This window comes from Citrobacter sp. TBCP-5362, from assembly GCF_005406305.1.
Lineage (GTDB): Bacteria > Pseudomonadota > Gammaproteobacteria > Enterobacterales > Enterobacteriaceae > Citrobacter_B > Citrobacter_B koseri.
In genome coordinates this window covers 485243-508282 of sequence record NZ_CP040234.1, presented here as the reverse complement: position 1 = coordinate 508282, position 23040 = coordinate 485243, and the positions used below count along the sequence as shown (strand labels likewise).

At 54.7% G+C, this 23040-nt stretch carries 24 protein-coding genes; 6 read left to right on the top strand and 18 right to left on the bottom strand.

Going from position 1 to position 23040, the window contains the following annotated elements:
* Window positions 1-63 precede the first annotated feature (63 nt).
* The 11 genes from nanQ to zapE all read right to left on the bottom strand — a co-directional run bounded on the left by nanQ (window position 64) and on the right by zapE (window position 9408).
* Window positions 64-531 (bottom strand): N-acetylneuraminate anomerase, encoded by a 468-nt coding sequence (nanQ, locus tag FD428_RS02465; RefSeq protein WP_104869099.1) that lies wholly within the window; start codon window positions 529-531, stop codon window positions 64-66.
* Window positions 531-1403, bottom strand: coding sequence for an N-acetylmannosamine kinase (gene nanK, locus FD428_RS02460; protein WP_114848373.1), 873 nt, complete (start codon window positions 1401-1403; stop codon window positions 531-533). Before nanK ends, nanQ begins: the two co-directional genes overlap by 1 nt.
* Window positions 1400-2089 carry an N-acetylmannosamine-6-phosphate 2-epimerase gene (locus tag FD428_RS02455; protein WP_114848374.1) on the bottom strand — a complete coding sequence of 230 codons (690 nt, stop codon included), beginning with the start codon at window positions 2087-2089 and terminating at the stop codon, window positions 1400-1402. The genes nanK and FD428_RS02455 overlap by 4 nt, the downstream gene beginning before the upstream one ends.
* Before the next feature lie 49 nt (window positions 2090-2138).
* Window positions 2139-3629 carry a sialic acid transporter NanT gene (gene nanT, locus FD428_RS02450; protein WP_114848375.1) on the bottom strand — a complete coding sequence of 497 codons (1491 nt, stop codon included), beginning with the start codon at window positions 3627-3629 and terminating at the stop codon, window positions 2139-2141.
* 120 nt (window positions 3630-3749) lie between these two features.
* Window positions 3750-4643: an N-acetylneuraminate lyase gene (gene nanA, locus FD428_RS02445; RefSeq protein ID WP_047460947.1), complete on the bottom strand. Its 894-nt coding sequence runs from the start codon at window positions 4641-4643 to the stop codon at window positions 3750-3752.
* 137 nt (window positions 4644-4780) lie between these two features.
* Window positions 4781-5569, bottom strand: a complete 789-nt coding sequence (gene nanR, locus FD428_RS02440; RefSeq protein ID WP_012135359.1) for a transcriptional regulator NanR — start codon at window positions 5567-5569, stop codon at window positions 4781-4783.
* A 115-nt stretch (window positions 5570-5684) separates the two neighbouring features.
* Window positions 5685-6185 (bottom strand): ClpXP protease specificity-enhancing factor, encoded by a 501-nt coding sequence (sspB, locus tag FD428_RS02435; RefSeq protein WP_012135360.1) that lies wholly within the window; start codon window positions 6183-6185, stop codon window positions 5685-5687.
* 5 nt (window positions 6186-6190) lie between these two features.
* Window positions 6191-6829: a stringent starvation protein SspA gene (gene sspA / locus FD428_RS02430; RefSeq protein WP_012135361.1), complete on the bottom strand. Its 639-nt coding sequence runs from the start codon at window positions 6827-6829 to the stop codon at window positions 6191-6193.
* Window positions 6830-7144: 315 nt separating this feature from the next.
* A complete protein-coding gene (gene rpsI / locus FD428_RS02425; RefSeq protein ID WP_000829818.1) occupies window positions 7145-7537 on the bottom strand; it encodes a 30S ribosomal protein S9 in 393 nt (130 codons plus the stop codon).
* A 15-nt stretch (window positions 7538-7552) separates the two neighbouring features.
* Complete coding sequence (rplM, locus tag FD428_RS02420) at window positions 7553-7981, bottom strand: 50S ribosomal protein L13 (protein ID WP_000847556.1); 429 nt, start codon at window positions 7979-7981, stop codon at window positions 7553-7555.
* Window positions 7982-8283: 302 nt separating this feature from the next.
* Entirely contained in the window at window positions 8284-9408 is a 1125-nt protein-coding gene (zapE, locus tag FD428_RS02415; RefSeq protein WP_114848376.1) for a cell division protein ZapE, read from the bottom strand.
* Window positions 9409-9600: 192 nt separating this feature from the next.
* On the opposite strand from zapE, the gene zapG reads away from it, so the two are divergent.
* The 3 genes from zapG to degS all read left to right on the top strand — a co-directional run bounded on the left by zapG (window position 9601) and on the right by degS (window position 12694).
* Complete coding sequence (gene zapG, locus FD428_RS02410; RefSeq protein ID WP_042292056.1) at window positions 9601-9999, top strand: Z-ring associated protein ZapG; 399 nt, start codon at window positions 9601-9603, stop codon at window positions 9997-9999.
* Between the two features lie 168 nt (window positions 10000-10167).
* Window positions 10168-11535, top strand: coding sequence for a serine endoprotease DegQ (gene degQ, locus FD428_RS02405; RefSeq protein WP_049010581.1), 1368 nt, complete (start codon window positions 10168-10170; stop codon window positions 11533-11535).
* A gap of 91 nt (window positions 11536-11626) precedes the next feature.
* Window positions 11627-12694, top strand: coding sequence for an outer membrane-stress sensor serine endopeptidase DegS (degS, locus tag FD428_RS02400; RefSeq protein ID WP_012135367.1), 1068 nt, complete (start codon window positions 11627-11629; stop codon window positions 12692-12694).
* Between the two features lie 147 nt (window positions 12695-12841).
* On the opposite strand, the gene mdh is transcribed toward degS, so the two are convergent.
* Window positions 12842-13780, bottom strand: coding sequence for a malate dehydrogenase (mdh, locus tag FD428_RS02395; protein WP_012135368.1), 939 nt, complete (start codon window positions 13778-13780; stop codon window positions 12842-12844).
* Window positions 13781-14216: 436 nt separating this feature from the next.
* On the opposite strand from mdh, the gene argR reads away from it, so the two are divergent.
* On the top strand, window positions 14217-14687 hold the full coding sequence (gene argR / locus FD428_RS02390; RefSeq protein WP_012135369.1) for a transcriptional regulator ArgR: 471 nt from the start codon (window positions 14217-14219) through the stop codon (window positions 14685-14687).
* Window positions 14688-15064: 377 nt separating this feature from the next.
* Entirely contained in the window at window positions 15065-15328 is a 264-nt protein-coding gene (gene yhcN / locus FD428_RS02385; RefSeq protein ID WP_012135371.1) for a peroxide/acid stress response protein YhcN, read from the top strand.
* A 61-nt stretch (window positions 15329-15389) separates the two neighbouring features.
* On the opposite strand, the gene FD428_RS02380 is transcribed toward yhcN, so the two are convergent.
* The 5 genes from FD428_RS02380 to aaeX form a co-directional block, all read right to left on the bottom strand.
* Entirely contained in the window at window positions 15390-15665 is a 276-nt protein-coding gene (locus FD428_RS02380; RefSeq protein WP_012135372.1) for a hypothetical protein, read from the bottom strand.
* Between the two features lie 29 nt (window positions 15666-15694).
* Window positions 15695-17143: an NAD-dependent succinate-semialdehyde dehydrogenase gene (locus FD428_RS02375; protein ID WP_114848377.1), complete on the bottom strand. Its 1449-nt coding sequence runs from the start codon at window positions 17141-17143 to the stop codon at window positions 15695-15697.
* Between the two features lie 90 nt (window positions 17144-17233).
* On the bottom strand, window positions 17234-19201 hold the full coding sequence (gene aaeB, locus FD428_RS02370) for a p-hydroxybenzoic acid efflux pump subunit AaeB (RefSeq protein ID WP_012135374.1): 1968 nt from the start codon (window positions 19199-19201) through the stop codon (window positions 17234-17236).
* Window positions 19202-19206: 5 nt separating this feature from the next.
* Entirely contained in the window at window positions 19207-20139 is a 933-nt protein-coding gene (aaeA, locus tag FD428_RS02365; RefSeq protein ID WP_012135375.1) for a p-hydroxybenzoic acid efflux pump subunit AaeA, read from the bottom strand.
* A gap of 7 nt (window positions 20140-20146) precedes the next feature.
* The gene (gene aaeX, locus FD428_RS02360; RefSeq protein ID WP_000051840.1) at window positions 20147-20350 is read right to left on the bottom strand and encodes a p-hydroxybenzoic acid efflux pump operon protein AaeX; all 204 of its coding nucleotides are present in this window, start codon (window positions 20348-20350) and stop codon (window positions 20147-20149) included.
* Window positions 20351-20533: 183 nt separating this feature from the next.
* Here aaeX and aaeR point away from each other — a divergent pair, with 183 nt between their 5' ends.
* The gene (gene aaeR, locus FD428_RS02355; protein ID WP_049010571.1) at window positions 20534-21463 is read left to right on the top strand and encodes an HTH-type transcriptional activator AaeR; all 930 of its coding nucleotides are present in this window, start codon (window positions 20534-20536) and stop codon (window positions 21461-21463) included.
* 102 nt (window positions 21464-21565) lie between these two features.
* Here the strand turns inward: aaeR and tldD are convergent, their stop codons facing one another.
* Entirely contained in the window at window positions 21566-23011 is a 1446-nt protein-coding gene (gene tldD / locus FD428_RS02350; protein WP_047460926.1) for a metalloprotease TldD, read from the bottom strand.
* Window positions 23012-23040: the final 29 nt, after the last annotated feature.

Sequence of the window (23040 nt, the reverse complement as noted above, 5' to 3'; positions counted from 1 at the left end):
GGATTATGCACTATCGGGAGATATAAAGCGTTACACCGGATGGCTATAAACCATCCGGTATTTTCATGCCTCTAATAAGCTGGCGCGCACCTTCACCACAGCTTTCTTAATCTCCCCTGACTCGCCAGCCATACACCCGGGCTTATGGGGTTCCCCCGGCATAAACACGGAGAACATCCCCGGTGTCAGCGTAATGGACTGCTGTTCATGGATACGGCGGCAAAGCTGGTAATCCTCTTCACCATGCAGCTCCTCGCATTCGCGCGCTGACCCGACTACGCCGAACAGAATGCGCTCCTCACCCGTCAATAACAGCTGAATGTCGATGTACTGCACATGCAGCTCCGCTTTTTTCTCCTGCGGCGACTGCGTGGCAAACTGCATCACATTCATAAACACATCGTCGCCCTGCAATTCGTAGCGCCCGGGCGTTTTCTCCTGCGGCCTTGCCGCCAGCGCCAGGGTTAACGCATCCAGCAATACCGGATGCAGCCCGGCAGACGGTAACGACTGAATTTCTCCCATCAACATCATTTATCTCCCTGAGCTAACAACGCGGCACCCAGTAGCCCCGCGTCATGTCGGTAATGCGCTGCGCTCAACGCCACCTGATAAACCGCTGGTTCCTGCGCCAGAAAGTGGCGTACCTGCGCCAGATATCCCTCAGCTAACCCTACGCTGCCGCCAATAACCACCTGCTGGCAATCCGTTGTCGCTTTAACATCGGCAATTAACCGCGCGACAACCTGCGCGGAGTGCTGAACCAGACGCACAGCCTGTTCGTTCCCGGCCGCCGCATGTGCAAAGACAGTTCTGGCGTCGCACCCGGCCAGGGAACCCTGCGCCGCTGCCGCGATGCCGCGTCCTGAGGCGATAGCCTCCACACAGCCGCGTCGGCCGCAACCGCAAACCGGCCCCTGCGGATCGGCCAGAGTATGCCCCAGATGCCCGGCCAGACCGCTCATCCCGGTGAGCAATCTGCCGTCGCTCACCACGCCGCCGCCAACGCCGGTCGACACGGTAATAAACACCATATCGCGGACATCAGACGTAAGGGCATGGTATTCCGCCCATGCCGCCGCCTGCGCGTCATTCACCGCCAGCGTCGGCAGACCGGTAAGATCTTCTAACGTCTGCACCAACGGAAAATGCAGCAGACCACCCAGGTTATGCGGATTTATCGCCAGTAGCGCGCCTTCTCTGATAATGCCGGTAGAGGCTATCGCCACCCGCTGCGCGGTCGTTTGCAGCGGTTCAACCAGCACTTTTAGCGCCTCTCGCAGCGCATCCGGCGTTTTGCTGGCGGGGGTCGGCAATTCACGTCGTTCGCGGATGCGTAAATCATCATCCACCCGCGCGGCAGCCAGCTTGGTGCCGCCAATATCGATCGCCAGCGTGCTCATGACGTCGCCTTTTTCAATGCCGTGTTGTACCACTGACAAATATGTTCCAGCCGCGTAATGGCAGATCCCACCGTCACCGCCCACGCGCCGTGACGCATGGCTTCAGCGGCCTGTGCCGGCGTGTTGTAACGCCCCTCGGCAATCACCCGGCATCCGGCATCATGCAGGACTTTGACCAGCGCGAGGTCAGGTTCGTCCGGCGTGTCCGGCGTGGTGTATCCCGACAGCGTGGTGCCGATAATTTCCGCGCCACGCCGCTGACAGGCTAAGCCATCCTCCAGTGACGAGCAGTCGGTCATCGCCAGCAACTGGTGCTGATGAATACGCGCCAGCAGCGCATCGACGGTCGCCGGACGTACACGGTCAGTACCGTCAACCGCAATAATATCCGCCCCGGCCTGTGCCAGCGCATCCACATCCTCAAGGAATGGCGTGATGCGTACCGGGGAGTCGTCAAGGTCACGCTTGAGAATACCGATAATCGGTACGGAGACCAGCGCACGGGTCGCCCGCAAATTGTCCACGCCTTCAATGCGTAGCGCGACGGCGCCAGCCTGCTCCGCCGCCAGCGCCATCGCAGCCACGATGTCCGGTTTATCGAGCGGGCTGCCAGGAACCGGCTGGCAGGAGACAATCAACCCGCCATTGGCGGCAATGTTTTTATCCAGTTGTTCAAGTAACGACATATCCACTTCCTTACGCAGGTCGCCCGGCAAACTGGCCGGGCAAGCCTCATCAGCTTTTGGTTTTTACAAAGGCGCTTTTGTCGCCGCCAAACGGCACGGCCCCGCTGAACGGTTTTCCGTCGATAGCATCATGCATACGTAATGCTTCAGGACGCAGCCAGCGCTGTACGCGAGACGGCATATCCAGCCCAATCAACAGGATCACCACAAAGGTCAGGCTGAAGGAGAGCGATCCCAGCGCGGTGCCCAGATCCAGGCGCTGTGCGATCAGCGCCCCTATAATAGGGGCCAGCGCGCCGCCCAGTGCGCCAACGTTATAGGTAAAGCCCAGACCTGCCGCTCGCTGGTCGGTATCAAAATAACCGCCAATGAGTTTCGGTAAGACCCCGGAGATCCCCTGCCCCAGCATCTGCTGGAAAAACAGTAGCAGACCCAGTACCCAGACGTTTGCGCCGCCAATCGCAAATACCGGAATGATCAGCACCTGGGAAGCCAGCAAACTGCAAACGTAGGCTTTACGCGTACCCAGCCAGTCGCCGAGGAAACCGCCCACGCAGCAGCCGACTGCCGCCCCAAAGCCGCTAAAGAAAAGCACCTGCGCAACGGTGTGCGGATCGTAAGCCAGTTCAGTTTTCAGATACGTTGGCAGCAGCGCCTGAATCGGCCATGAATAGAGGAAAGCAAAGAGCACCACGATCATCAGCATCACGCCCGTTGGCCAGCGCTTGCCGCTGCTTTGCACCATAAAACTGATGAAGATAACGGCGCACAGTAACCCTAACACCGCCACAATCGCCGCGTTTTGCAGGTCGCCCGCAAAGCAGAACCACAGTGCGGTTGCGGCGACGATCGTCATCAGCACATTGACGACGCGATGTTCACCCCGGTAGAGGATGTCCACCATCGTGCGCACCGGCGCTTTGCCTTCGTGCTTCTCTTTCCAGTCTTCCGCTTCAGGGATGTTTTTACGCAGCCAGAGCGCGAAAATGATCGGCAGAATGCCAATGAAGAACAGCGCGCGCCAGCCCCAGACCGGAACCACCAGGCTGTAAACCTGCGCCGCCACAACCGCCCCGACGGAGAAACCGGAAATCAGGAATCCACTGGCTTTATTACGTAAGTGCTTCGGCCAGCTTTCAATGACATAGGTGGCGCTGGAGCCATATTCGCCCGCCATTCCCATACCGATCACCAGACGGGCGATAAACATGGTGGTATAGCCGGGCGCAAAACCGCAGGCCAGCGTCCCCATAGAAAAAAGAATGATACTGGTGACCATCGCCAGACGTCGGCCATAGCGGTCACCCATTGCGCCTAACATCAGCCCGCCAAACCAGCGGGAAATAAACGCCGCCGAGATCAGACTGGCCGCCTGAACCGTCGTTAACCCAAACTCGCCCTGCACTTCCGTCAGAACAAGAGCAATCAACACAAAATCAAAACCATCAAGCAAATATCCCAGCCAGGCGGCGGAAAATGCCCGCCACTGCGCCCGGTTGAGATGGCGATACCACGGGATATTCTGGGTAGAAGTACTCATTTTTCATTCTCCCGACGATTTTTATTGTCGCTTTGCCGGATGGCGGCTTCGCCGCGCCTTACCCGGCCTACGTTTCATATTTTGTAGGCCGGATAAGCGTTAGCGCTATCCGGCAACCGGTCAACCGCGTTCTTGCATTAACTGCTGCGCCAGCGCTTTCAGTTCAGGCAGATACTTCTCATCAACCGGCGCAAACGGCTTACGGCACAGCGGTACGGAGACCACATCCATGTAGTGCAGCACCGTTTTCAGCCCACGGAACACGCCGGTTTTAATGAGCAGATCGATGACCTTATTGCACTCGGTTTGCAGATGCTGCGCTTTCGCTACATCGCCTTCCTGCAAGGCCTTAACAATCCCCTGATAACGCCAGCCCATAATGTTGTAAGTGCTGCCGATTCCCCCGTCTGCGCCTGCCAGCAGACCAGAAGCGAAGATTTCGTCATAACCGTTGTAGAGCACCAGATCAGGATGCGCACGGCGGATCTGCTCCATCTGATAGAGATCGCCGGAGGTTTGTTTCAGCGCGCCAACGCCGGGCAGCGTAACCAGCGTGTTGATTTGCTCCAGCGTCAGCTTCACGCCGCTCAGCGCAGGAATGTTGTACACCACCATCGGTAATCCTTCAGCGGAATCGATAATGGCGCGGTAGTGATCGCAATGCTCTTCAAAGCTAAACGGATAATAAAACGGCGTCACGGCAGAAACGGCATCAAAACCGTAACGATGCGCCGCGCTGGCCAGTTGCTGGCTCTCTTCGGTACTGACCGTACCGACATGGGCAATCAGCGTCACTTTGCCCTTCGCCTCTTCCGCCACAATTTCCAGGACCTGCTCCCTTTCTGCGCGGCTCTGAACGAACGCTTCCCCGGTCGAGCCGCCGACGTACAGCCCATCAATGCCCTGCGCAATGTTGAAACGCACCAGACGGCGCAGGCTCTCAATATCCAGTTTCTGCTGGTTATCAAAAGGAGTTAACAACGCTGGCATTACGCCTCGTAAATCTTTTGCCATAACGACCTCTGTCGATGATTAGTGTTATCTGACTACATACCTTTATACCTGTTATACCAGATCAAATAAGCAGCACCCCAGTACAGAACGCACAGAGTGCGATCTACTTCACTAAACGATCGTCAGGATCGCGATCGCTAACGCAATTTTTTCTTTTGATCGAAGGCGTGCCAGGTGGCGGATACGCTATTGAGGTGGGTTTGCAGCGCGCGGTCAGCTTCATCGGGATCGCGCCGACGAATAGCATCGACAATAGCGATATGCTCTTGATAGCTCACGCTATTATGCTCATGTAATTCCTGCCCGGAGACCGCAGGACGCGCAGCGATCAGCCAGTCCAGCAGCGCGACATGAATCGCCATGAAGATCGGATTGCCGGGGATTTCCGCCAGCACGCGGTGAAACTCGACGTCGGAACGAATGAAGAGCGCATTATCGTCCAGCGACTGGCTATTGATCTCCAGGGCTTTCGCCAGCAGATCAATTTGCTCATCCGTCGCGTGTTCCGCCGCATAGCGCACAAGGCTTGATTCAAAGAACAGGCGCAGTTGCTCAAAGTGGGCGATACCGCCGGGATGCGAGAGGAAATCTTTCGCCATGCCGGAAAGTTCGCTGATGATGGTATCAGCAGAAGGCCGCGACACGCGGGCGCGTTCGCCGTTATTGATTTGCACCAGACCTTTACGCTTGAGCGCGGCAAGCGCTTCACGCACCGATGGGCGGCCCACGTTGAAGAAGGTCATCAACTCCCGCTCAGACGGCAGCTGCTCCCCTTCGCCGAATTCACCGCGACGAATCATCTGCTCCAGTTCTTCTTCTACCATTTCCGACAGTTTTTTACGCGCCAGCGGACGGCTGCGCAAACTACGGCCGATGGTTGGCGGAGAATTTTCTGCTTGCGAATCAAATGCGTTCATAGCGTCCATTATGTAAATCGTCGAGGAAAACAGCAACTAAAGCCATCCTATCACAGGATCGAAAGTGGGGTGAAATCGTGGCAGGCGTGAAAAAAAACAGGCCCTCAGGGCCTGTCTGTCTTGGTTACTTCACTACGCGTAATGCGGGTCGACCACCACGCGGCGGCGGCGGATCGTCATCAGGATTGTTGTCATCGTCATGATCGGGCTTATCACCATCAATCACGGACATGACCGTTTCGCTCTCCGCGCCCGGCGTTACATCGTCATCATTTAAGCTGGCGACGTCTTCATCGTAAGCGGCTTCAGGTTCAAACATTGTGCCTGCGCCGTTTTCACGCGCATAGATCGCCAGTACCGCAGCCAGCGGTACGGAGACCTGGCGCGGGACGCCGCCAAAGCGCGCGTTGAAACGCACTTCGTCGTTGGCCAACTCCAGATTGCCAACCGCACGGGGAGCAATGTTCAGAACAATTTGCCCGTCGCGCGCATATTCCATAGGGACATGCACACCAGGCAGCGTCACATCCACCACCAGGTGCGGCGTGAGCTGGTTATCCAGCAACCATTCATAGAATGCACGCAGCAAATATGGACGGCGTGGGGATAGCTGTGACAAATCCATACTGATTAACCCCGACCGAGGCGCATTTCACGTTCAGCTTCAGTTAAAGAAGCGAGGAACGAGTCACGTTCAAAGACGCGGGTCATATAGCCTTTCAGCTCTTTAGCGCCCGCACCACTGAACTCAATACCCAGTTGCGGCAAACGCCACAGCAGCGGCGCCAGATAGCAATCAACCAGGCTGAACTCATCGCTCAGGAAATACGGTTTTTGACCAAACACAGGCGCGATCGCCTGCAACTCTTCACGCAGTTGTTTACGCGCAACGTCAGCTTCAGAAGCGGACCCGTTCACGATGACGTTCATCAGCGTGTACCAGTCTTTTTCGATACGGTGCATGTACAGGCGGCTTTCGCCACGCGCAACCGGGTAAACCGGCATCAGCGGCGGATGAGGGAAACGCTCATCCAGGTATTCCATAATGATGCGAGATTCCCACAGGGTCAGCTCACGATCCACCAGGGTCGGTACGCTCTGACTCGGGTTGAGGTCAATCAGATCCTGAGGTGGGTTATCCTTCTCCACATGCTCGATCTCGAAACTAACACCTTTCTCCGCCAGCACAATGCGGACCTGATGGCTATAGATGTCAGTAGGACCAGAAAACAGCGTCATTACCGAACGTTTGTTGGCAGCGACAGCCATGAAAACCTCCAGGTATATTCAGAATTTTTACTGCTACCAGCCACCGCGTGGCCAGCCAGAAGTTATGTCACCCGCCTGCGGAAAAGTCATCATTGTTCAAAAAGCAAACAAAAAATGAACAATACCCGTTATTTGGGCAGAAAATTGGATGATAGTTTACCAGATTTTGTGACCTTTGTGGTGAGTCGATTCTGGAAATGGGGAAAAAGAGGTGGCAATCAGAGGATTACTTTGGACACACGCGCATTTTTTCCATAAAAAAACCCGCCGAAGCGGGTTTTTTCGCCAATGGTAATCTGCCGGAGCAGAAACCCATTAACGTTTGGAGAACTGCGGACGACGACGTGCTTTACGCAGACCGACTTTCTTACGTTCAACCTGACGAGCGTCACGAGTAACGAAGCCAGCTTTACGCAGTTCAGAACGCAGAGACTCGTCGTACTCCATCAGAGCGCGGGTGATACCGTGACGGATCGCACCAGCCTGACCAGAGATACCACCACCTTTAACAGTGATGTACAGATCCAGTTTCTCAACCATGTCGACCAGTTCCAGCGGCTGACGAACTACCATGCGGGCAGTTTCACGACCGAAGTACTGTTCCAGAGAACGTTGGTTGATAACGATTTTGCCGTTGCCCGGTTTGATGAACACGCGAGCTGCGGAACTTTTGCGGCGACCAGTGCCGTAGTATTGATTTTCAGCCATTGCCTATAATCCCGATTAGATGTCAAGAACTTGCGGTTGCTGTGCCGCGTGGTTGTGCTCGTTGCCAGCGTAAACTTTCAGTTTACGGAACATAGCACGACCCAGCGGGCCTTTTGGCAGCATGCCTTTAACCGCGATTTCAATCACACGCTCAGGACGGCGAGCAATCATCTCTTCAAAGGTCGCTTGTTTGATACCACCGATGTGACCGGTGTGGTGATAGTACACTTTGTCAGTACGCTTGTTGCCGGTTACAGCAACTTTGTCAGCGTTCAGAACGATGATGTAATCACCGGTATCGACGTGCGGAGTGTATTCCGCTTTGTGCTTACCGCGCAGGCGAAGAGCCAGTTCAGTAGCCAGACGGCCCAGAGTTTTACCGGTCGCGTCAACAACGTACCAGTCGCGTTTTACGGTTTCTGGTTTAGCTGTAAAAGTTTTCATTAAAAGCTTACCCAATAGATAGTTACACGTTGGTGAACACCCAAACGTTTTCAATTGTTGAGGTTCACACGACAAAGTCCGGCAAACCTACCCCTTCGAATAGCCAATGCCAGCACACAAAAAGTTTTGGGAAAAAAACTTTCTTGTAACGTGGGGTCGCAGGATTATAGAGAAGTCAGGGGCAAAGATCGACCCCTTTTTGTGATTTGCAATGGGTTTTGTGCGGGGCATTTCTGCCGGTCTGATAAGCGAAGCGCCACCAGGCAACCTGCGCCGGATGGCGGAGAAACGCCTTATCCGGCCTACGGCATATGCGAGCGTTTCAGATACTCCTCGCTCTGCATCTCCTGCAAACGCGACAAACAGCGCTGGAACTCAAACTTCAGGCGTTCGCCCTGATAGATCTCATATAAAGGCGCGTCGGCGCTCACCACCAGCTTCACATGGCGCTCGTAGAATTCATCCACCAGCGCGATAAAACGGCGCGCTTCGCTTTCCATCAGCGGCGTCATGACCGGTACATCAAACAGCAGAACCGTGTGGAACAGGCGCGACAGCGCAATATAGTCATGCTGGCTGCGAGCGTCCACGCATAAGGTGATGAAGGAGACCGCCAGCGTCTGGTTTTCCACCCCCATCGTCGGTAACGGACGATGATTCACCTCCAGCGTTGGCGCATTCTCACGTTTCGCACCGGCCAGCGCCAGCCAGAGTTTATCCATCTGTTGCTGCGTTTCGTTATTACGCGGCGAAAGCCACAGATGCGCCTGCGTCAGCGTGCGCAGACGATAATCCACCCCGGCATCCACATTCATAATGTCGCAATGCGCTTTGATAGCGTCGATAGCCGGAAGGAAGCGGGTACGTTGCAGACCATTGCGGTACAGCTCATCCGGCGGGATGTTCGAAGTCGCCACCAGGGTAATGCCGCGGGCAAACAGCGCTTTCATTAAGCCGCCAAGCAGCATCGCGTCGGTGATGTCGGAAACAAAAAACTCATCAAAGCAGAGCACATCCGTTTCGGCTTTGAAACGATCGGCAATAATCTCCAGCGGGTCGGTCTGCCCCTGTAGCGCCGTCAGCTCCTCATGCACGCGCAGCATAAAGCGGTGGAAATGCAGACGCTGTTTCCGCTCGCCCGGCAGACTATGATAGAAGAGATCCATCAGCCAGGTTTTCCCTCGCCCGACCCCGCCCCACATATACAGACCACGCACCGGCGCATTCGCTGACGGTTCACGTTTGCCAAGCAGTTTACCGAAACGGGCCATCAGTCCGCCGGTTTGCGGCGCCGGGGGCGTTTTGGCGCTCAGCGCCTGGTAAATCGACTCCAGCCGGTTGACCGCATCTTTTTGCACGTCGTCGGGTTGATGGCTGCCATCATTGAGGGCCTGAAGGTAACGCGATGTGGGGGAAATGCTTTGCATGATGTTATTGTTATTCCTTGAAAATCGATGTGCCGACGTTCACGGCTGACGAAAAAAAGGCCGTTCTACATTACGTGATATAAACACGGGATTCCACTTCTACGGGATTAGCGGTTATAGTGGCATAATCAGGCGCAGGCATGGAGCCTAAAGCCAACACCCTACGGAAACAAAAGACAACGGGAGATGTTCATGACCTGGGAATATGCGCTAATTGGGTTAGTCGTCGGTATCATCATTGGTGCCGTAGCCATGCGTTTTGGTAATCGTAAATTACGCCAACAGCAGGCATTGCAGTACGAACTGGAAAAGAATAAAGCTGAGCTGGAAGAGTATCGTGAAGAGCTGGTCAGCCACTTTGCCCGCAGCGCCGAGCTGCTGGATACCATGGCGCATGATTATCGTCAGCTGTATCAGCACATGGCGAAAAGCTCCAGCAGCCTGCTGCCGGAACTGTCTGCGGAATCGAACCCGTTCCGTAACCGTCTGGCGGAGTCTGAAGCCAGTAACGATCAGGCGCCGGTCCAGATGCCGCGTGACTATTCCGAAGGCGCTTCCGGCCTGCTGCGTAGTGGCGCAAAACGCGACTAATCGCACATCGTTAAGAAATTTTTCGGGCGCAGCGATTGCGCCCGTCTCTTCTCTCCTGTCCCAGCTATTATTTAGTCATTAACCTCATTGTTACCAGGCCGAAAATTCAATAACATCAAACTGTTTTGAATCGTCTTTCCGTTCACTCAAGGTACGAGAGCAGGCTCCATGAAAAAACAAATCCCGTTGTTAAGTGCATTAGCGTTAAGTGTCGGGTTAACGCTCTCGGCACCGTTTCAGGCCGTCGCATCGATACCCGCGCAGATTCCCGGTCAGGCGGCGCTCCCCAGTCTCGCGCCAATGCTGGAAAAAGTGCTGCCGGCCGTGATTAGCGTGAAGGTTGAGGGAACCGCGACCCAAAGTCAGAAGGTTCCAGAAGAGTTTAAAAAGTTTTTTGGCGACGAGTTGCCTGATCAACCCTCTCAGCCGTTCGAAGGGCTGGGGTCGGGCGTCATCATTGACGCCGCCAAAGGCTACGTTCTGACCAATAACCATGTCATTAATCAGGCACAGAAGATCAGCGTTCAGTTAAATGACGGACGCGAGTTTGACGCTAAACTGATCGGCAGCGACGACCAGAGCGACATCGCGCTGCTGCAAATCCAGAACGCCAGCAACCTGACGCAAATCGCCATCGCCGACTCCGACAAACTGCGCGTCGGCGACTTTGCCGTCGCGGTAGGCAACCCGTTTGGTCTGGGGCAAACCGCCACCTCCGGCATTGTCTCCGCGCTTGGCCGGAGCGGGCTGAATCTGGAAGGGCTGGAAAACTTTATTCAGACCGACGCCTCGATTAACCGCGGCAACTCCGGCGGCGCGCTGCTGAATCTCAACGGCGAGCTGATCGGCATCAACACCGCTATTCTGGCGCCTGGCGGCGGTAGCATCGGCATTGGGTTTGCGATTCCGAGTAATATGGCGCGCACGCTGGCGCAACAGCTGATTCAGTTTGGTGAAATTAAACGCGGCCTGCTGGGAATTAAAGGCATGGAATTGACCGCCGATATCGCCAAAGCCTTCAAGCTGGATGTACAGCGCGGGGCGTTCATCAGCGAAGTGCTCCCGGGTTCAGGTTCCGCGAAAGCGGGTGTGAAATCCGGCGACGTGATCACCAGTCTCAACGGCAAGCCGCTGAGCAGCTTTGCCGAACTGCGCTCACGCATCGCAACGACGGAACCCGGCACGAAAGTGAAGCTCGGTCTGTTACGCGACGGCAAACCGCTGGAAGTCGAAGTCACCCTCGACACCAGCACGTCATCCTCCGCCAGCGCGGAGATGATCGCCCCGGCATTGCAGGGCGCAACGCTGAGCGATGGTCAGTTAAAAGACGGCAATAAAGGAATCAAAATTGATAACGTTGAAAAAAGCAGTCCCGCCGCCCAGGCCGGTTTGCACAAAGATGACGTGATCATTAGCGTTAACCGCGATCGCGTGCACTCGATTGCGGAAATGCGCAAAGTGCTGGAAGCGAAACCGTCGATTATTGCGCTACAGGTCGTACGCGGTAACGAGAACATTTACCTGCTCCTGCGTTAAGTCATCGTTAACCGGACATCAGCCCCACGTGCGATGTCCGGTTAACTCGTGGTATGCTGCTGCCGTTCCCTTTTTTAATGACGCCTCCATCATGTTTGTGAAGATCTTACGTTCGGTCGCAATTGGTCTTATTGTGGGTGCCATTCTGTTGGCGGCCATGCCCTCGCTGCGCAAAATAAATACCCTGACCACACCGCAATTCGACAGCGCGGATGAGACGCCAGCCAGCTATAATTCGGCGGTTCGCCGCGCCGCGCCTGCCGTCGTCAACGTTTATAACCGCAGTATGAACAGCACCACGCATAATCAGCTTGAGATCCGTACGCTGGGATCGGGCGTGATCATGGATCAGCGCGGTTACATCATCACCAATAAGCATGTGATCAACGATGCGGATCAGATCATCGTCGCCCTACAGGATGGACGCGTGTTTGAAGCGCTGCTGGTTGGTTCGGATACGCTGACGGATCTGGCGGTGTTAAAGATTAATGCCACGGGCGGTCTGCCGACAATCCCGATCAACACGAAACGCTCACCGCATATTGGTGATGTGGTTCTGGCCATCGGCAACCCGTATAACCTGGGGCAGACCATTACTCAGGGGATCATCAGCGCCACCGGGCGTATCGGTCTGAACCCAACCGGACGACAAAACTTCCTGCAAACGGACGCCTCCATCAACCACGGTAACTCCGGCGGAGCGCTGGTTAACTCGCTGGGCGAACTGATGGGCATTAACACCCTGTCATTTGATAAGAGTAACGACGGCGAGACGCCGGAAGGGATCGGTTTTGCAATCCCGTTCCAGTTAGCGACCAAGATTATGGATAAGCTGATCCGCGATGGTCGCGTGATTCGCGGTTATATCGGCATCGGTGGGCGAGAAATCGCGCCGCTGCATGCGCAGGGCGCCGGGATGGATCAAATCCAGGGGATTGTGGTCAATGAAGTGTCGCCGGATGGCCCGGCTGCACAGGCGGGTATTCAGGTCAATGATGTGATCATTTCAGTCAACAACAAACCTGCCGTTTCCGCTCTGGAGACCATGGATCAGGTTGCTGAAATACGTCCAGGTTCGGTGATCCCGGTGATTGTGATGCGTGACGATAAAAAGCTGACGCTCCAGGTCACCATTCAGGAATACCCGGCGACAAATTAACGTAATAAAAAAACCGGAGTCATCTCCGGTTTTTTACTGTGTCTCGGTTAACTTGTAGGCCAGATAAGGTGTTTACACCGCCATCCGGCATTATCGCCAGGCCTGACGGCGACGCAAACGCGTCTTATCCGGCCTGCACAAAAGCGCTTACTTGTTAACGAACTCTTCGCCCAGGGCGATATCTTTTTTCAGCGTATCCAGCATACCTTCCAGCGCATTCTGTTCAAACGCGCTCAGTTTGCCGATAGACTTGCGCTCTTCCACGCCGTTTTTACCCAGCAGCAGCGGCTGAGAGAAGAAGCGCGCATACTGGCCGTCACCTTCAACGTAGGCACATTCCACCACGTCCTTCTCGCCTTGCAGCGCGCGCACCAGAGAAAGACCAAAGCGCGCAGCAGCCTGACCCATAGACAGGGTTGCCGATCCGCCGCCAGCCTTCGCTTCAACCACTTCCGTACCCGCATTCTGGATACGTTTGGTCAGGTCAGCCACTTCCTGCTCGGTGAAGCTGACGCCCGGGATCTGCGACAGCAGCGGCAGAATGGTCACGCCAGAGTGACCGCCGATAACCGGAACTTCAACGTCGGTCGGCAGTTTGCCTTTCAGTTCCGCGACAAAGGTGTTGGAGCGGATGATGTCCAGCGTGGTCACGCCAAACAGTTTGTTCTTGTCGTAAACGCCTGCTTTTTTCAGCACTTCAGCAGCGATAGCGACGGTAGTGTTCACCGGGTTGGTGATGATGCCCACACAGGCTTTCGGACAGGTCGTTGCGATCTGTTGTACCAGGTTCTTCACGATACCTGCGTTGACGTTAAACAGGTCGGAACGATCCATACCCGGTTTACGCGCCACGCCAGCCGAGATCAGTACGACGTCTGCGCCTTCAAGCGCCGGGGTCGCGTCTTCGCCGGAGAAACCTTTGATTTTTACTGCTGTAGGGATATGGCTCAAGTCAACGGCCACACCTGGGGTCACTGGAGCGATGTCGTACAGGGAGAGTTCTGAACCTGAAGGCAGTTGGGTTTTTAACAGTAGTGCAAGCGCCTGGCCGATACCGCCGGCAGCGCCGAGGACTGCGACTTTCATCCTAAACTCCTTATTATATTGATAAGCTAAGTGTTTGTTGCTCCGCGGCGGCGACCATAATTCACAAATCCAATGAATACAACCACCACGCGTCAAGAATGCGTAGTCACGCAAATTTGGCTTTTATGCATTTAACTTACGTAATAGAAAAGCTAATTTACGTAATTCAAAAGCGCCTGAACCACAGAACAACTTTCCAACAGGTGCTGACAATATACTCTACTGCCCCTCCAAAACAACATCAATTTGATAACATTTAATTTACTTTTAAGCTTATTTGCGCGCCGTGACGCAGGCATGTTTCTTGATAACGGAATTTGATAGAATTCCGCTCTTTCATAACATTATTTCAGCCTCCGGTGAGGCAGACTGTTTGCATAAAAATTCATCTGTATGCATAATAATGTTGTTTCCATCCTCATATTACGGGTGACTTATGCGAAGCTCGGCTAAACAAGAAGAATTAGTCAAGGCGTTCAAAGCGCTACTCAAAGAAGAAAAATTCAGTTCACAGGGCGAAATCGTCCTCGCGTTACAGGATCAGGGCTTTGATAACATCAACCAGTCCAAGGTCTCGCGCATGCTGACCAAGTTCGGCGCGGTGCGTACCCGCAACGCAAAAATGGAGATGGTCTACTGTCTCCCGGCTGAGCTAGGCGTGCCAACCACCTCCAGCCCTTTAAAGAATCTGGTGTTAGATATCGACTACAACGATGCTGTTGTGGTGATCCATACCAGTCCTGGCGCCGCACAGCTGATCGCGCGTCTGCTGGACTCGCTGGGGAAAGCGGAAGGCATCCTCGGGACCATTGCCGGTGACGACACCATTTTCACTACCCCCGCGAATGGCTTTACGGTGAAAGATCTGTATGAAGCCATTCTGGAACTGTTCGAACAAGAGCTGTAATCCCTTCTCCCCGTCGTTAAGCGCGACGGGGAAAAAACCTGCCGTCACCTCTTCTGCCGTCATTTTTCACTGCCTGTCATTTAACAAATAGTGCGTTTAACCGTCAAAAATCATTTACATGGTGAATGTGCATTGGAAAAAACGCACAAATTGCAAAATTTCATATCCTTATGATTTTATTGAATTTAATCTTAACAGCATGCTTTTTAACACGTTTTTAATTCCATACGGTTATAAAAAAACAAATCATTAACACACAATAACCCATGAAACCATTAGCGTGGTATTAATTAATCGCGTGATTAGTGTATACTTGATTTTGTGATGAGGGTCACGAAACACAGACCCTAATAAAAGAATTCGACGAGGTAAAAATCATGAAAATCAAAACTACTGTTGCAGCATTAAGCGTTCTGTCCGTTCTCTCTTTTGGCGCATTCGCAGCCGAATCCATCAACGCAGAACAAGCGCAAGGCCGTCAGGCTATCGGCTCTGTTTCCGTAAGCGCTATCGGTTCTTCCCCGATGGATATGCATGAAATGCTGAACAAAAAAGCAGAAGCGAACGGCGCATCCGCCTATCAGATTACTGAAGCACGTAGCGGCGACAACTGGCACGCTACGGCAGAACTTTACAAATAAACCCTCGTCGTCTAGTCCGACGACTTGCCCCCGACTGCCGGGGGCTTTTTTATGTTTGTCGTCACGAATGGCGAACATTAAACCGCAGCTGTCCTTCCAGTTCCTCTTCTGCTTCATCAAACAGCAAAATCAGCGCGCCGTAACGCCTGCGCAGTTTTTCCGGCAGATGAACAAACTCAATCTCCAGCGGCAATGGCAGCACCTCGCTCATGAGAGCATCCCATAGAGAATCAAGATCGCCGACTTTCTCTCTGGCAAGGCCAAACATCCGCGTAAACTCGCGGTAAAAATCGTTCTGGTCTTCTATTTCATCAAAATCAAAGGTATAGATGTTCATAGCCAGCCACCATCCCCGACGCAGTCACATTACAGGCCGCCGATGTGCAGGGTCTTCACTTCCAGAAACTCTTCAAGCCCCAGCACCGATCCTTCACGTCCCAGACCCGACTCTTTCACCCCGCCAAATGGCCCCAGCTCGGTTGATACGGCGCATTCATTAATCCCAATCATGCCGCTTTCAATCGCCTGGGAAACACGGAATACGCGTTGTAAATTTTGCGTGTAGAAGTAAGCCGCCAGGCCAAACGGCGTATTGTTGGCGCGCTGAATGACCTCTTCTTCACTGGTAAAACGAAAGCAGGCCGCGACCGGCCCGAAGGTCTCTTCACTGGCCAGTTTCATCCCATCGCTACAGTCGCCCAGTACGGTGGGCTGCCAGAAATTCCCGCCTAACGAATGCGCTTTAGCGCCTGCCAGCACCTTCGCTCCTTTTGCGATAGCGTCCTCAACGTGCTCACGCACTTTATCGACAGCCGCCGGTTCAATCAGCGGGCCGACGATCACGCCCTCCTCCAGACCGTTTCCGACCTTCAGTTTTTGTACGGCATCCGCCAGCTTGCGGGTAAATTCGTCATAGACCGACTCATGGATATAGAAACGGTTAACGCTGACGCACACCTGCCCCGCGTTGCGGAATTTATTGGCGATCGCCCCCTGTACCGCAGCGTCAATATCCGCATCGTCAAACACGATATACGGCGCATTGCCCCCCAGTTCCATCGAGACTTTCTTCATCGTGTCAGCCGCGTTACGCACCAGCGTTTTCCCAACGGCGGTCGATCCGGTAAAGGAGATTTTGCGTACCTCGTGGCTGGCCATAATGGCGTCGCTGATCTCTGGGGTATTGCCCGCGACGGCGTTCAGCACGCCGTCAGGTACGCCAGCTTTCTTCGCCAGCGTCAGCAAGGCGAATGCGCTAAGCGGCGTGTTATTCGCCGGTTTAATGACCCCCGTACAGCCTGCCGCCAGCGCCGGGCCTAATTTACGGGTCAACATTGCCATCGGGAAGTTCCACGGCGTAATCGCCGCCACGACGCCAATCGGTTCACGGGTGGCAAAGATCCGCGATCCGGGTTTGATCGGCGGGATTATTTCGCCATTTGCCCGCTTCGCCTGTTCAGCAAACCACTGGATGAAACTGGCGGCGTACTCTACTTCGCCTTCTGCCTCTTTCAACGGCTTCCCCTGCTCAGTGGTCATCAGACAGCCCAGCCAGGATTTATGCTCAATGATCAGTTCATACCAGCGATACAGAATGGCCGAGCGCTCTTTTGCCGTTTTGGCCCGCCAGGCAGGGAAGGCTTTTGCCGCCGCCGCAATCGCCTCTTCGGTCTCTTTTTTACCGGCTTTGGCAACCGCGGCTATCGTTTCACCGGTTGCCGGATTAAGAACATCAAAGGTGTTATCCAGCGTTTTCCAAAGTCCATCAACCAGATATCCCGTCTGAAAAAGTTCGTTGTCCTGGAGCGTTTGCATGGTTCTTTCTCCTCCTGATGTCATGTTTTTCGCACGTCAGATAAGTATAGCCACAAAAAAACCGACGCTTTTGGCGTCGGCTCCTGAGTGTTAGTTATCCGTCAAGGCGTGCTGATATTTGTGCAACATGCCGGATAGTCGTTTTACCGGCTCCGTAACCCGTGGCGGCGCTTCCCAGACTCGCAATTTTTCCTGATAGACATCAAGCTCATCCAGCAGTTGTCCAAAGTAGCGCCGACGCTTATCGTCATTTCCGGCTGAAATCACATGATCGGCCGTACGCCGGAGCTGGCGGTGAAAAGCAGATAAATCATGATTGACCGGGATGGGCGCATCACGCAGACGTTGGTGCGCAATGATCATCGTCAGCGCCAGACGAAACTTCGGCAGGTCGCCCGGGAATTTGTTCATTAACAAGAACAACTGCTGATACAGCGCCGGAAGGTGGTTCTCTTTACGGCGCACAACGTTGGTGGTCATCGCAGACACCGCTGCGGAAACGAACTGGTTAAGCAGCACACGTCCGGTTCTGTCACGTGAATTATCACGAACCAACAGAATGACGATAAACGCCATCATGCACCCCACAATCTGCCCGAGCGCGCTGTCAAGAAACTGGCTGAAGTGGAAGGTCATTGGGTTGTCCAGCACGATGATGTTAATGGTACTGGCCAGCGCCCCCATCGAACCCAGCCGCCGTTTCTGGACTTCGATCCCGAGAAAGAATCCCAGCACCGCCAGGCTCAGACACAGCAGCAACATGCTTTGCTGCGTATTCGGGATGATCACTAAAAAATAGAGCAGACCCAACGGCAGCGCCGCCAGCGTCCCGTAAATAAAGTCGATTGCGACCATGCGCGGGTTGGGCAAGCGCATCGCCAGCGACGTGACGACCGCAATCATCACCATCGCGCCACTTCCCGACGTCCAGCCCGTCCACAGCCAGAATAAGGTGCCCAGCACACAGGACAGCGTGGTACGCCAGAAGTTAACCATCGCGTGATGGCGCTCGGCAGATTCCACCTTCACGACGGGCTCGCCCTGCAACACTTCCTCTTCCGTCACGCTGATTTTGGCGTTGCCAATCACGCCGCGCTTTAGCAGCAGATAGCGCGTCGCCGCACCGGCCCAGGTGTAAAGGGTTACGGGCGTTTCACGTTCGCCGGTCCAGGCAATGATGCGGCGCATCCGCTTAAGCTGTTTATGTACGTCCTGCGCGGTTTCGACGGGCGTTTCGAACAGCTCGCGGAAGGTGTCGGTGATCAACTCCGGGTGAGTGTTCTGAATCAGGTATGTTTCACAGGACTGGGTGATCAGCGTCAACGAGAGCGTATTCAGCGCTTTCAGGCGGCGGTTGGCGCGCCCCCAGCGCGATGACTCCATATTGAGATTGCTGCGCATGCCTTCCAGCGCCGCCGTCCGCCGCACCAGATCGCCCCAGGCTTTGTCCACTTCCTCACTGTCGCCGTGCTTAATACACAGCTGCATCAGCTGGTATTGCGCCACCAGCAGACCGTCGACTTCACGATCCACTTCCTGTTTCACTGAACGCGGCGAAAAGAGCAGATCCGCCATAATAGCGCAGACGATACCAATCACGATCTCGCTGCAACGTTCAACCGCGAACTGCGGCGTCAGTAGTGGCTCCGCCTGAATGGTAATGACGATGATCAGCGCCGTATACCCGGACAGCCCCCATGCATAGGAGTTTTCAACCCGCACCAGCGAGGAGATCCAGGTACAAAATCCCGCCCAGATACAGCACACCAGAATCATTAATAACGGCGCGCGAATCATGGTGATGATAATGGTCAGCGCGGCGATACAGCCAATAAATGTCCCGATGATACGCAGCATCCCGCGATAGCGAATCGCGCCGGAATAGGGTTCCCCGCCGGCGGCGAATGCCGGGCCTGCGGCGACAATCGCGGCGGTCAGCACCGCCCAGCGCGGCGTCTCAAGCTGAAAGTGAAAGCCAACAAACAGCGCCAGGACGATGGCGCATGCCAGTTTTACCGCAAAGCGGATATGCTGGTTGGCAATGGAGAAGATACCCATGGTGATTAACCAAACTCGCGCAGACGGTGCGCCATTTTACGGAAGAAGGAGTCCTGCGTTTCATCTCGATCCTGCTTGCCGGTAATCACAACGGTTGCGGTTGTCCCGGCAGGCCACAGGTTGTCCTGCTGATCGTCCAGACGGATACGTACCGGAACACGCTGCGCCAGACGTACCCACTCCAGATTGGAGTCGATGGTCGCCATCCCTTTGGCGTCACGCGTGCTGCTGGCGTTAGTGACCCCAGCCGCCACGCTGTCAACGGTGCCTTTCAACACTTTGTTACTGCCAAGCGGCGTTATCTCTGCGCGATAGCCTGGACGGACGCCTTCCAGTTTGGTCTCTTCCATATAGGCCAGCACGTAGAAAGAGTGCTGTTTCACCAACGCAACCGCCGTTGAGCCACGGGTAATAAACTCGCCGGTGTAGACGTTCAGGTTGGTGACCCAACCGTCAGCAGGGGCGCGAATCACGGTACGTTCGAGGTCTAATTTTGCCAGATCGCGCGTCGCCTGCGCTTTGGCAAGCTGATGTAATACGGTTTGCAGAACGTTATTGGCCTGATCGATCTCTTCACGCGACATCGCCTGGACGCCAAGGCGGTTACGGCGGCCAGCCTCCTGGCGTTTTTCCTGTGCCAGCACCTGGTAATAGGCAACGTCAGCTTCCGCTTCTTCGAGGGCTTTTTTATAGCGCGGCTGATCGATGGTGAACAGTATCTGGTCTTTCTTCACCAGCTGGTTATCATGCACACTCACGTTGGTGATAAGACCCGCGACGTCTGGCGCAATGGCAACCACGTCGGCGCTGAAGCGCGCGTCACGCGTCCACGGCGACTCGGTGTAATAGACCCAGGCACGGAAAATTGCGATGAAGGCCAGAATGACCAGTACGAGCGTGATGGCCGTACGAGAGAGTTTTCTTGTTAGTGTTTTCACTTCTACCTCAAACGAACAAGCGCGATATTAAATAGAACAGGCAGCAATACAGCGCGGTATTAAACAGAGCCGGATGCCAGACGAAGTCATAAATGCCGGTTGGAACCAGCATCCGGCGCACCAGCCAGAAAATCGCCAGTGACAAAAGCAATTCGAAAAATATCGGTGGGAAGGAGAGACCAAACACCACGATAACGGGAAACAGACTCATGTTGACCTTGATTTATAAAGAGAGTGCAGGCGATACAGTTTTCAGCCAATGCCACCGCAGGGAAGGGCGTGGAAAGCCAGGCGAGAGCGGCATAGCGGTTATTTGAATAATAATATATTAACGTAACTGTTATGCTGTTATCTATAATATGTGATCTAAATCACTTTTAAGCCAGAGTGAATAATGGAAAGATTAAAACGCATGTCGGTGTTCGCCAAAGTCGTTGAATTTGGCTCCTTTACCGCCGCTGCCAGACAGCTACAAATGAGCGTTTCCTCTATCAGCCAGACCGTGGCAAAACTGGAAGATGAGCTACAGGTTAAGCTGCTAAACCGCAGTACGCGCAGCATTGGGCTGACCGAGGCCGGTAAAATTTATTATCAGGGTTGCCGTCGGATGCTGCACGAAGTGCAGGATGTCCATGAGCAGCTTTATGCCTTCAACAACACGCCTATCGGCACCTTGCGAATTGGTTGTTCTTCAACCATGGCACAAAATGTCCTCGCCGGGTTAACGGCCAAAATGCTGAAAGAGTACCCTGGCCTGACGGTTAATCTGGTGACCGGCATCCCGGCGCCGGACCTGATCGCCGATGGTCTGGACGTGGTGATTCGCGTCGGTGCGTTGCAGGACTCCAGCCTGTTTTCACGCCGTCTGGGGGCAATGCCGATGGTGGTGTGCGCCGCCAAAAGTTATCTCGCGCAATTTGGCGTGCCGGAAAAACCTGCCGATCTCAGCAATCACTCATGGCTGGAATACAGCGTGCGCCCGGATAACGAGTTTGAGTTGATTGCGCCGGAAGGGATCTCCACCCGGCTGATCCCACAAGGACGCTTCGTCACCAACGATCCGATGACGCTCAGCCGCTGGCTGACCGCAGGCGCCGGGATCGCCTACGTTCCGTTGATGTGGGTGATCAATGAGATCAACAGCGGAGAGCTGGAGATCCTGCTGCCCCGCTACCAGTCCGATCCACGCCCGGTTTACGCGCTGTATACCGAAAAAGATAAGTTGCCGCTGAAGGTGCAGGTGGTGATTAACTATCTGACAGACTATTTTGTCGATGTCGCGCAGTTATTTCAGGGAATGTACGGTCGAGGGAAAGAGAAGTGATCAACGGCCCGACTACAGAACAGGCAGGCCGGATAAGGCGTTCACGCCGCACCCGGCAAAATGCCCGATAACGTAACGGCGTATCGGGCCTACAAAACGACTTTACGCGGTGCCGCCCACGGTCAGGTTATCCACTTTTAACGTCGGCTGGCCCACGCCTACCGGCAGACTCTGCCCTTCTTTACCGCAGACGCCAACGCCGTTATCCAGTTTCAGATCGTTCCCGACCATAGAGATCTGCTGCATCGCTTCGATACCAGAACCAATCAGCGTCGCCCCTTTCACGGGTTTCGTCACCTTACCGTTTTCGATCAGGTACGCTTCTGAAGTCGAGAACACAAACTTCCCGGAGGTGATATCCACCTGCCCGCCGCCAAAGTTAGGCGCATAGATACCGTATTCCACAGACTCGATAATCTCCTGCGGCGTGGATTTCCCGGCCAGCATATAGGTGTTGGTCATACGCGGCATTGGCAGATGCGCATATGATTCACGACGTCCGTTACCGGTCGGCGCAACGCCCATCAGACGCGCGTTGAGTTTATCCTGCATGTACCCTTTCAGGATGCCGTTTTCAATCAACACGTTGTACTGGCCCGGCGTACCTTCATCATCAATGGCGACCGAACCACGGCGATCGGCGATCGTGCCGTCATCAACCACGGTACACAGTTCAGACGCGACCAGTTCACCGATATGGCCGCTGAACACCGACGTACCGCGACGGTTGAAATCCCCTTCCAGTCCGTGGCCTACCGCTTCGTGCAGCAGCACGCCAGGCCAGCCCGCGCCCAGCACAACGGGTAATGTTCCCGCCGGAGCGGCAACCGCCGACAGATTCACCAGCGCCATGCGCACTGCCTCTTTCGCCCAGGCATCGGCGCGTACTTCACCGTCCAAATCGCCTAAGAAAAAGTCATAGCCAAAACGACCGCCGCCGCCGCTGGAGCCACGCTCGCGTTTACCGTCTTCCTCTACCTGCACGCTGACAGACAGACGCACCAGCGGGCGCACATCCGCCGCCAGCGTACCGTCGGTCGCCGCCACCAGAATCAGCTCATACACGCCGGTCAGGCTGGCCGTCACTTCCTGTACGCGCTTGTCGGCTTCACGCGCCGCCTTGTCCACGCGACGCAGAATGTCGAGTTTCTCTTCGCGGCTCATGCTCTGTAGCGGGTCAATGGCGGTATAGAGCATCGGGTGCTCTACCGCGCCCAGTGTTTTTACTTTGCCGTCGCCGCTGTCGCGCACGATGGTACGCGCGGCCTGCGCGCTCTGCTCCAGCGCTTGCAGGCTGATCTGATCGGCATAGGCAAACCCTGTTTTTTCACCGTTGATAGCGCGCACGCCAACGCCCTGATCGATGTTGTAAGAACCATCTTTGATGATGCGATCTTCTAAAACCCAGGATTCGTGATAGCTCGACTGAAAATAGAGATCGCCGTAATCGAGACGGCGTTCGGCCAGTTGGCCCAGAATGGCAAACAAATCCTGATGGTTCAGGCCGTTCGCCGCTAGCAATTGTTCACTTACCAGGTTCAGACTCATCGTTTTGCTACTCGTTAGTTACTGTTGTA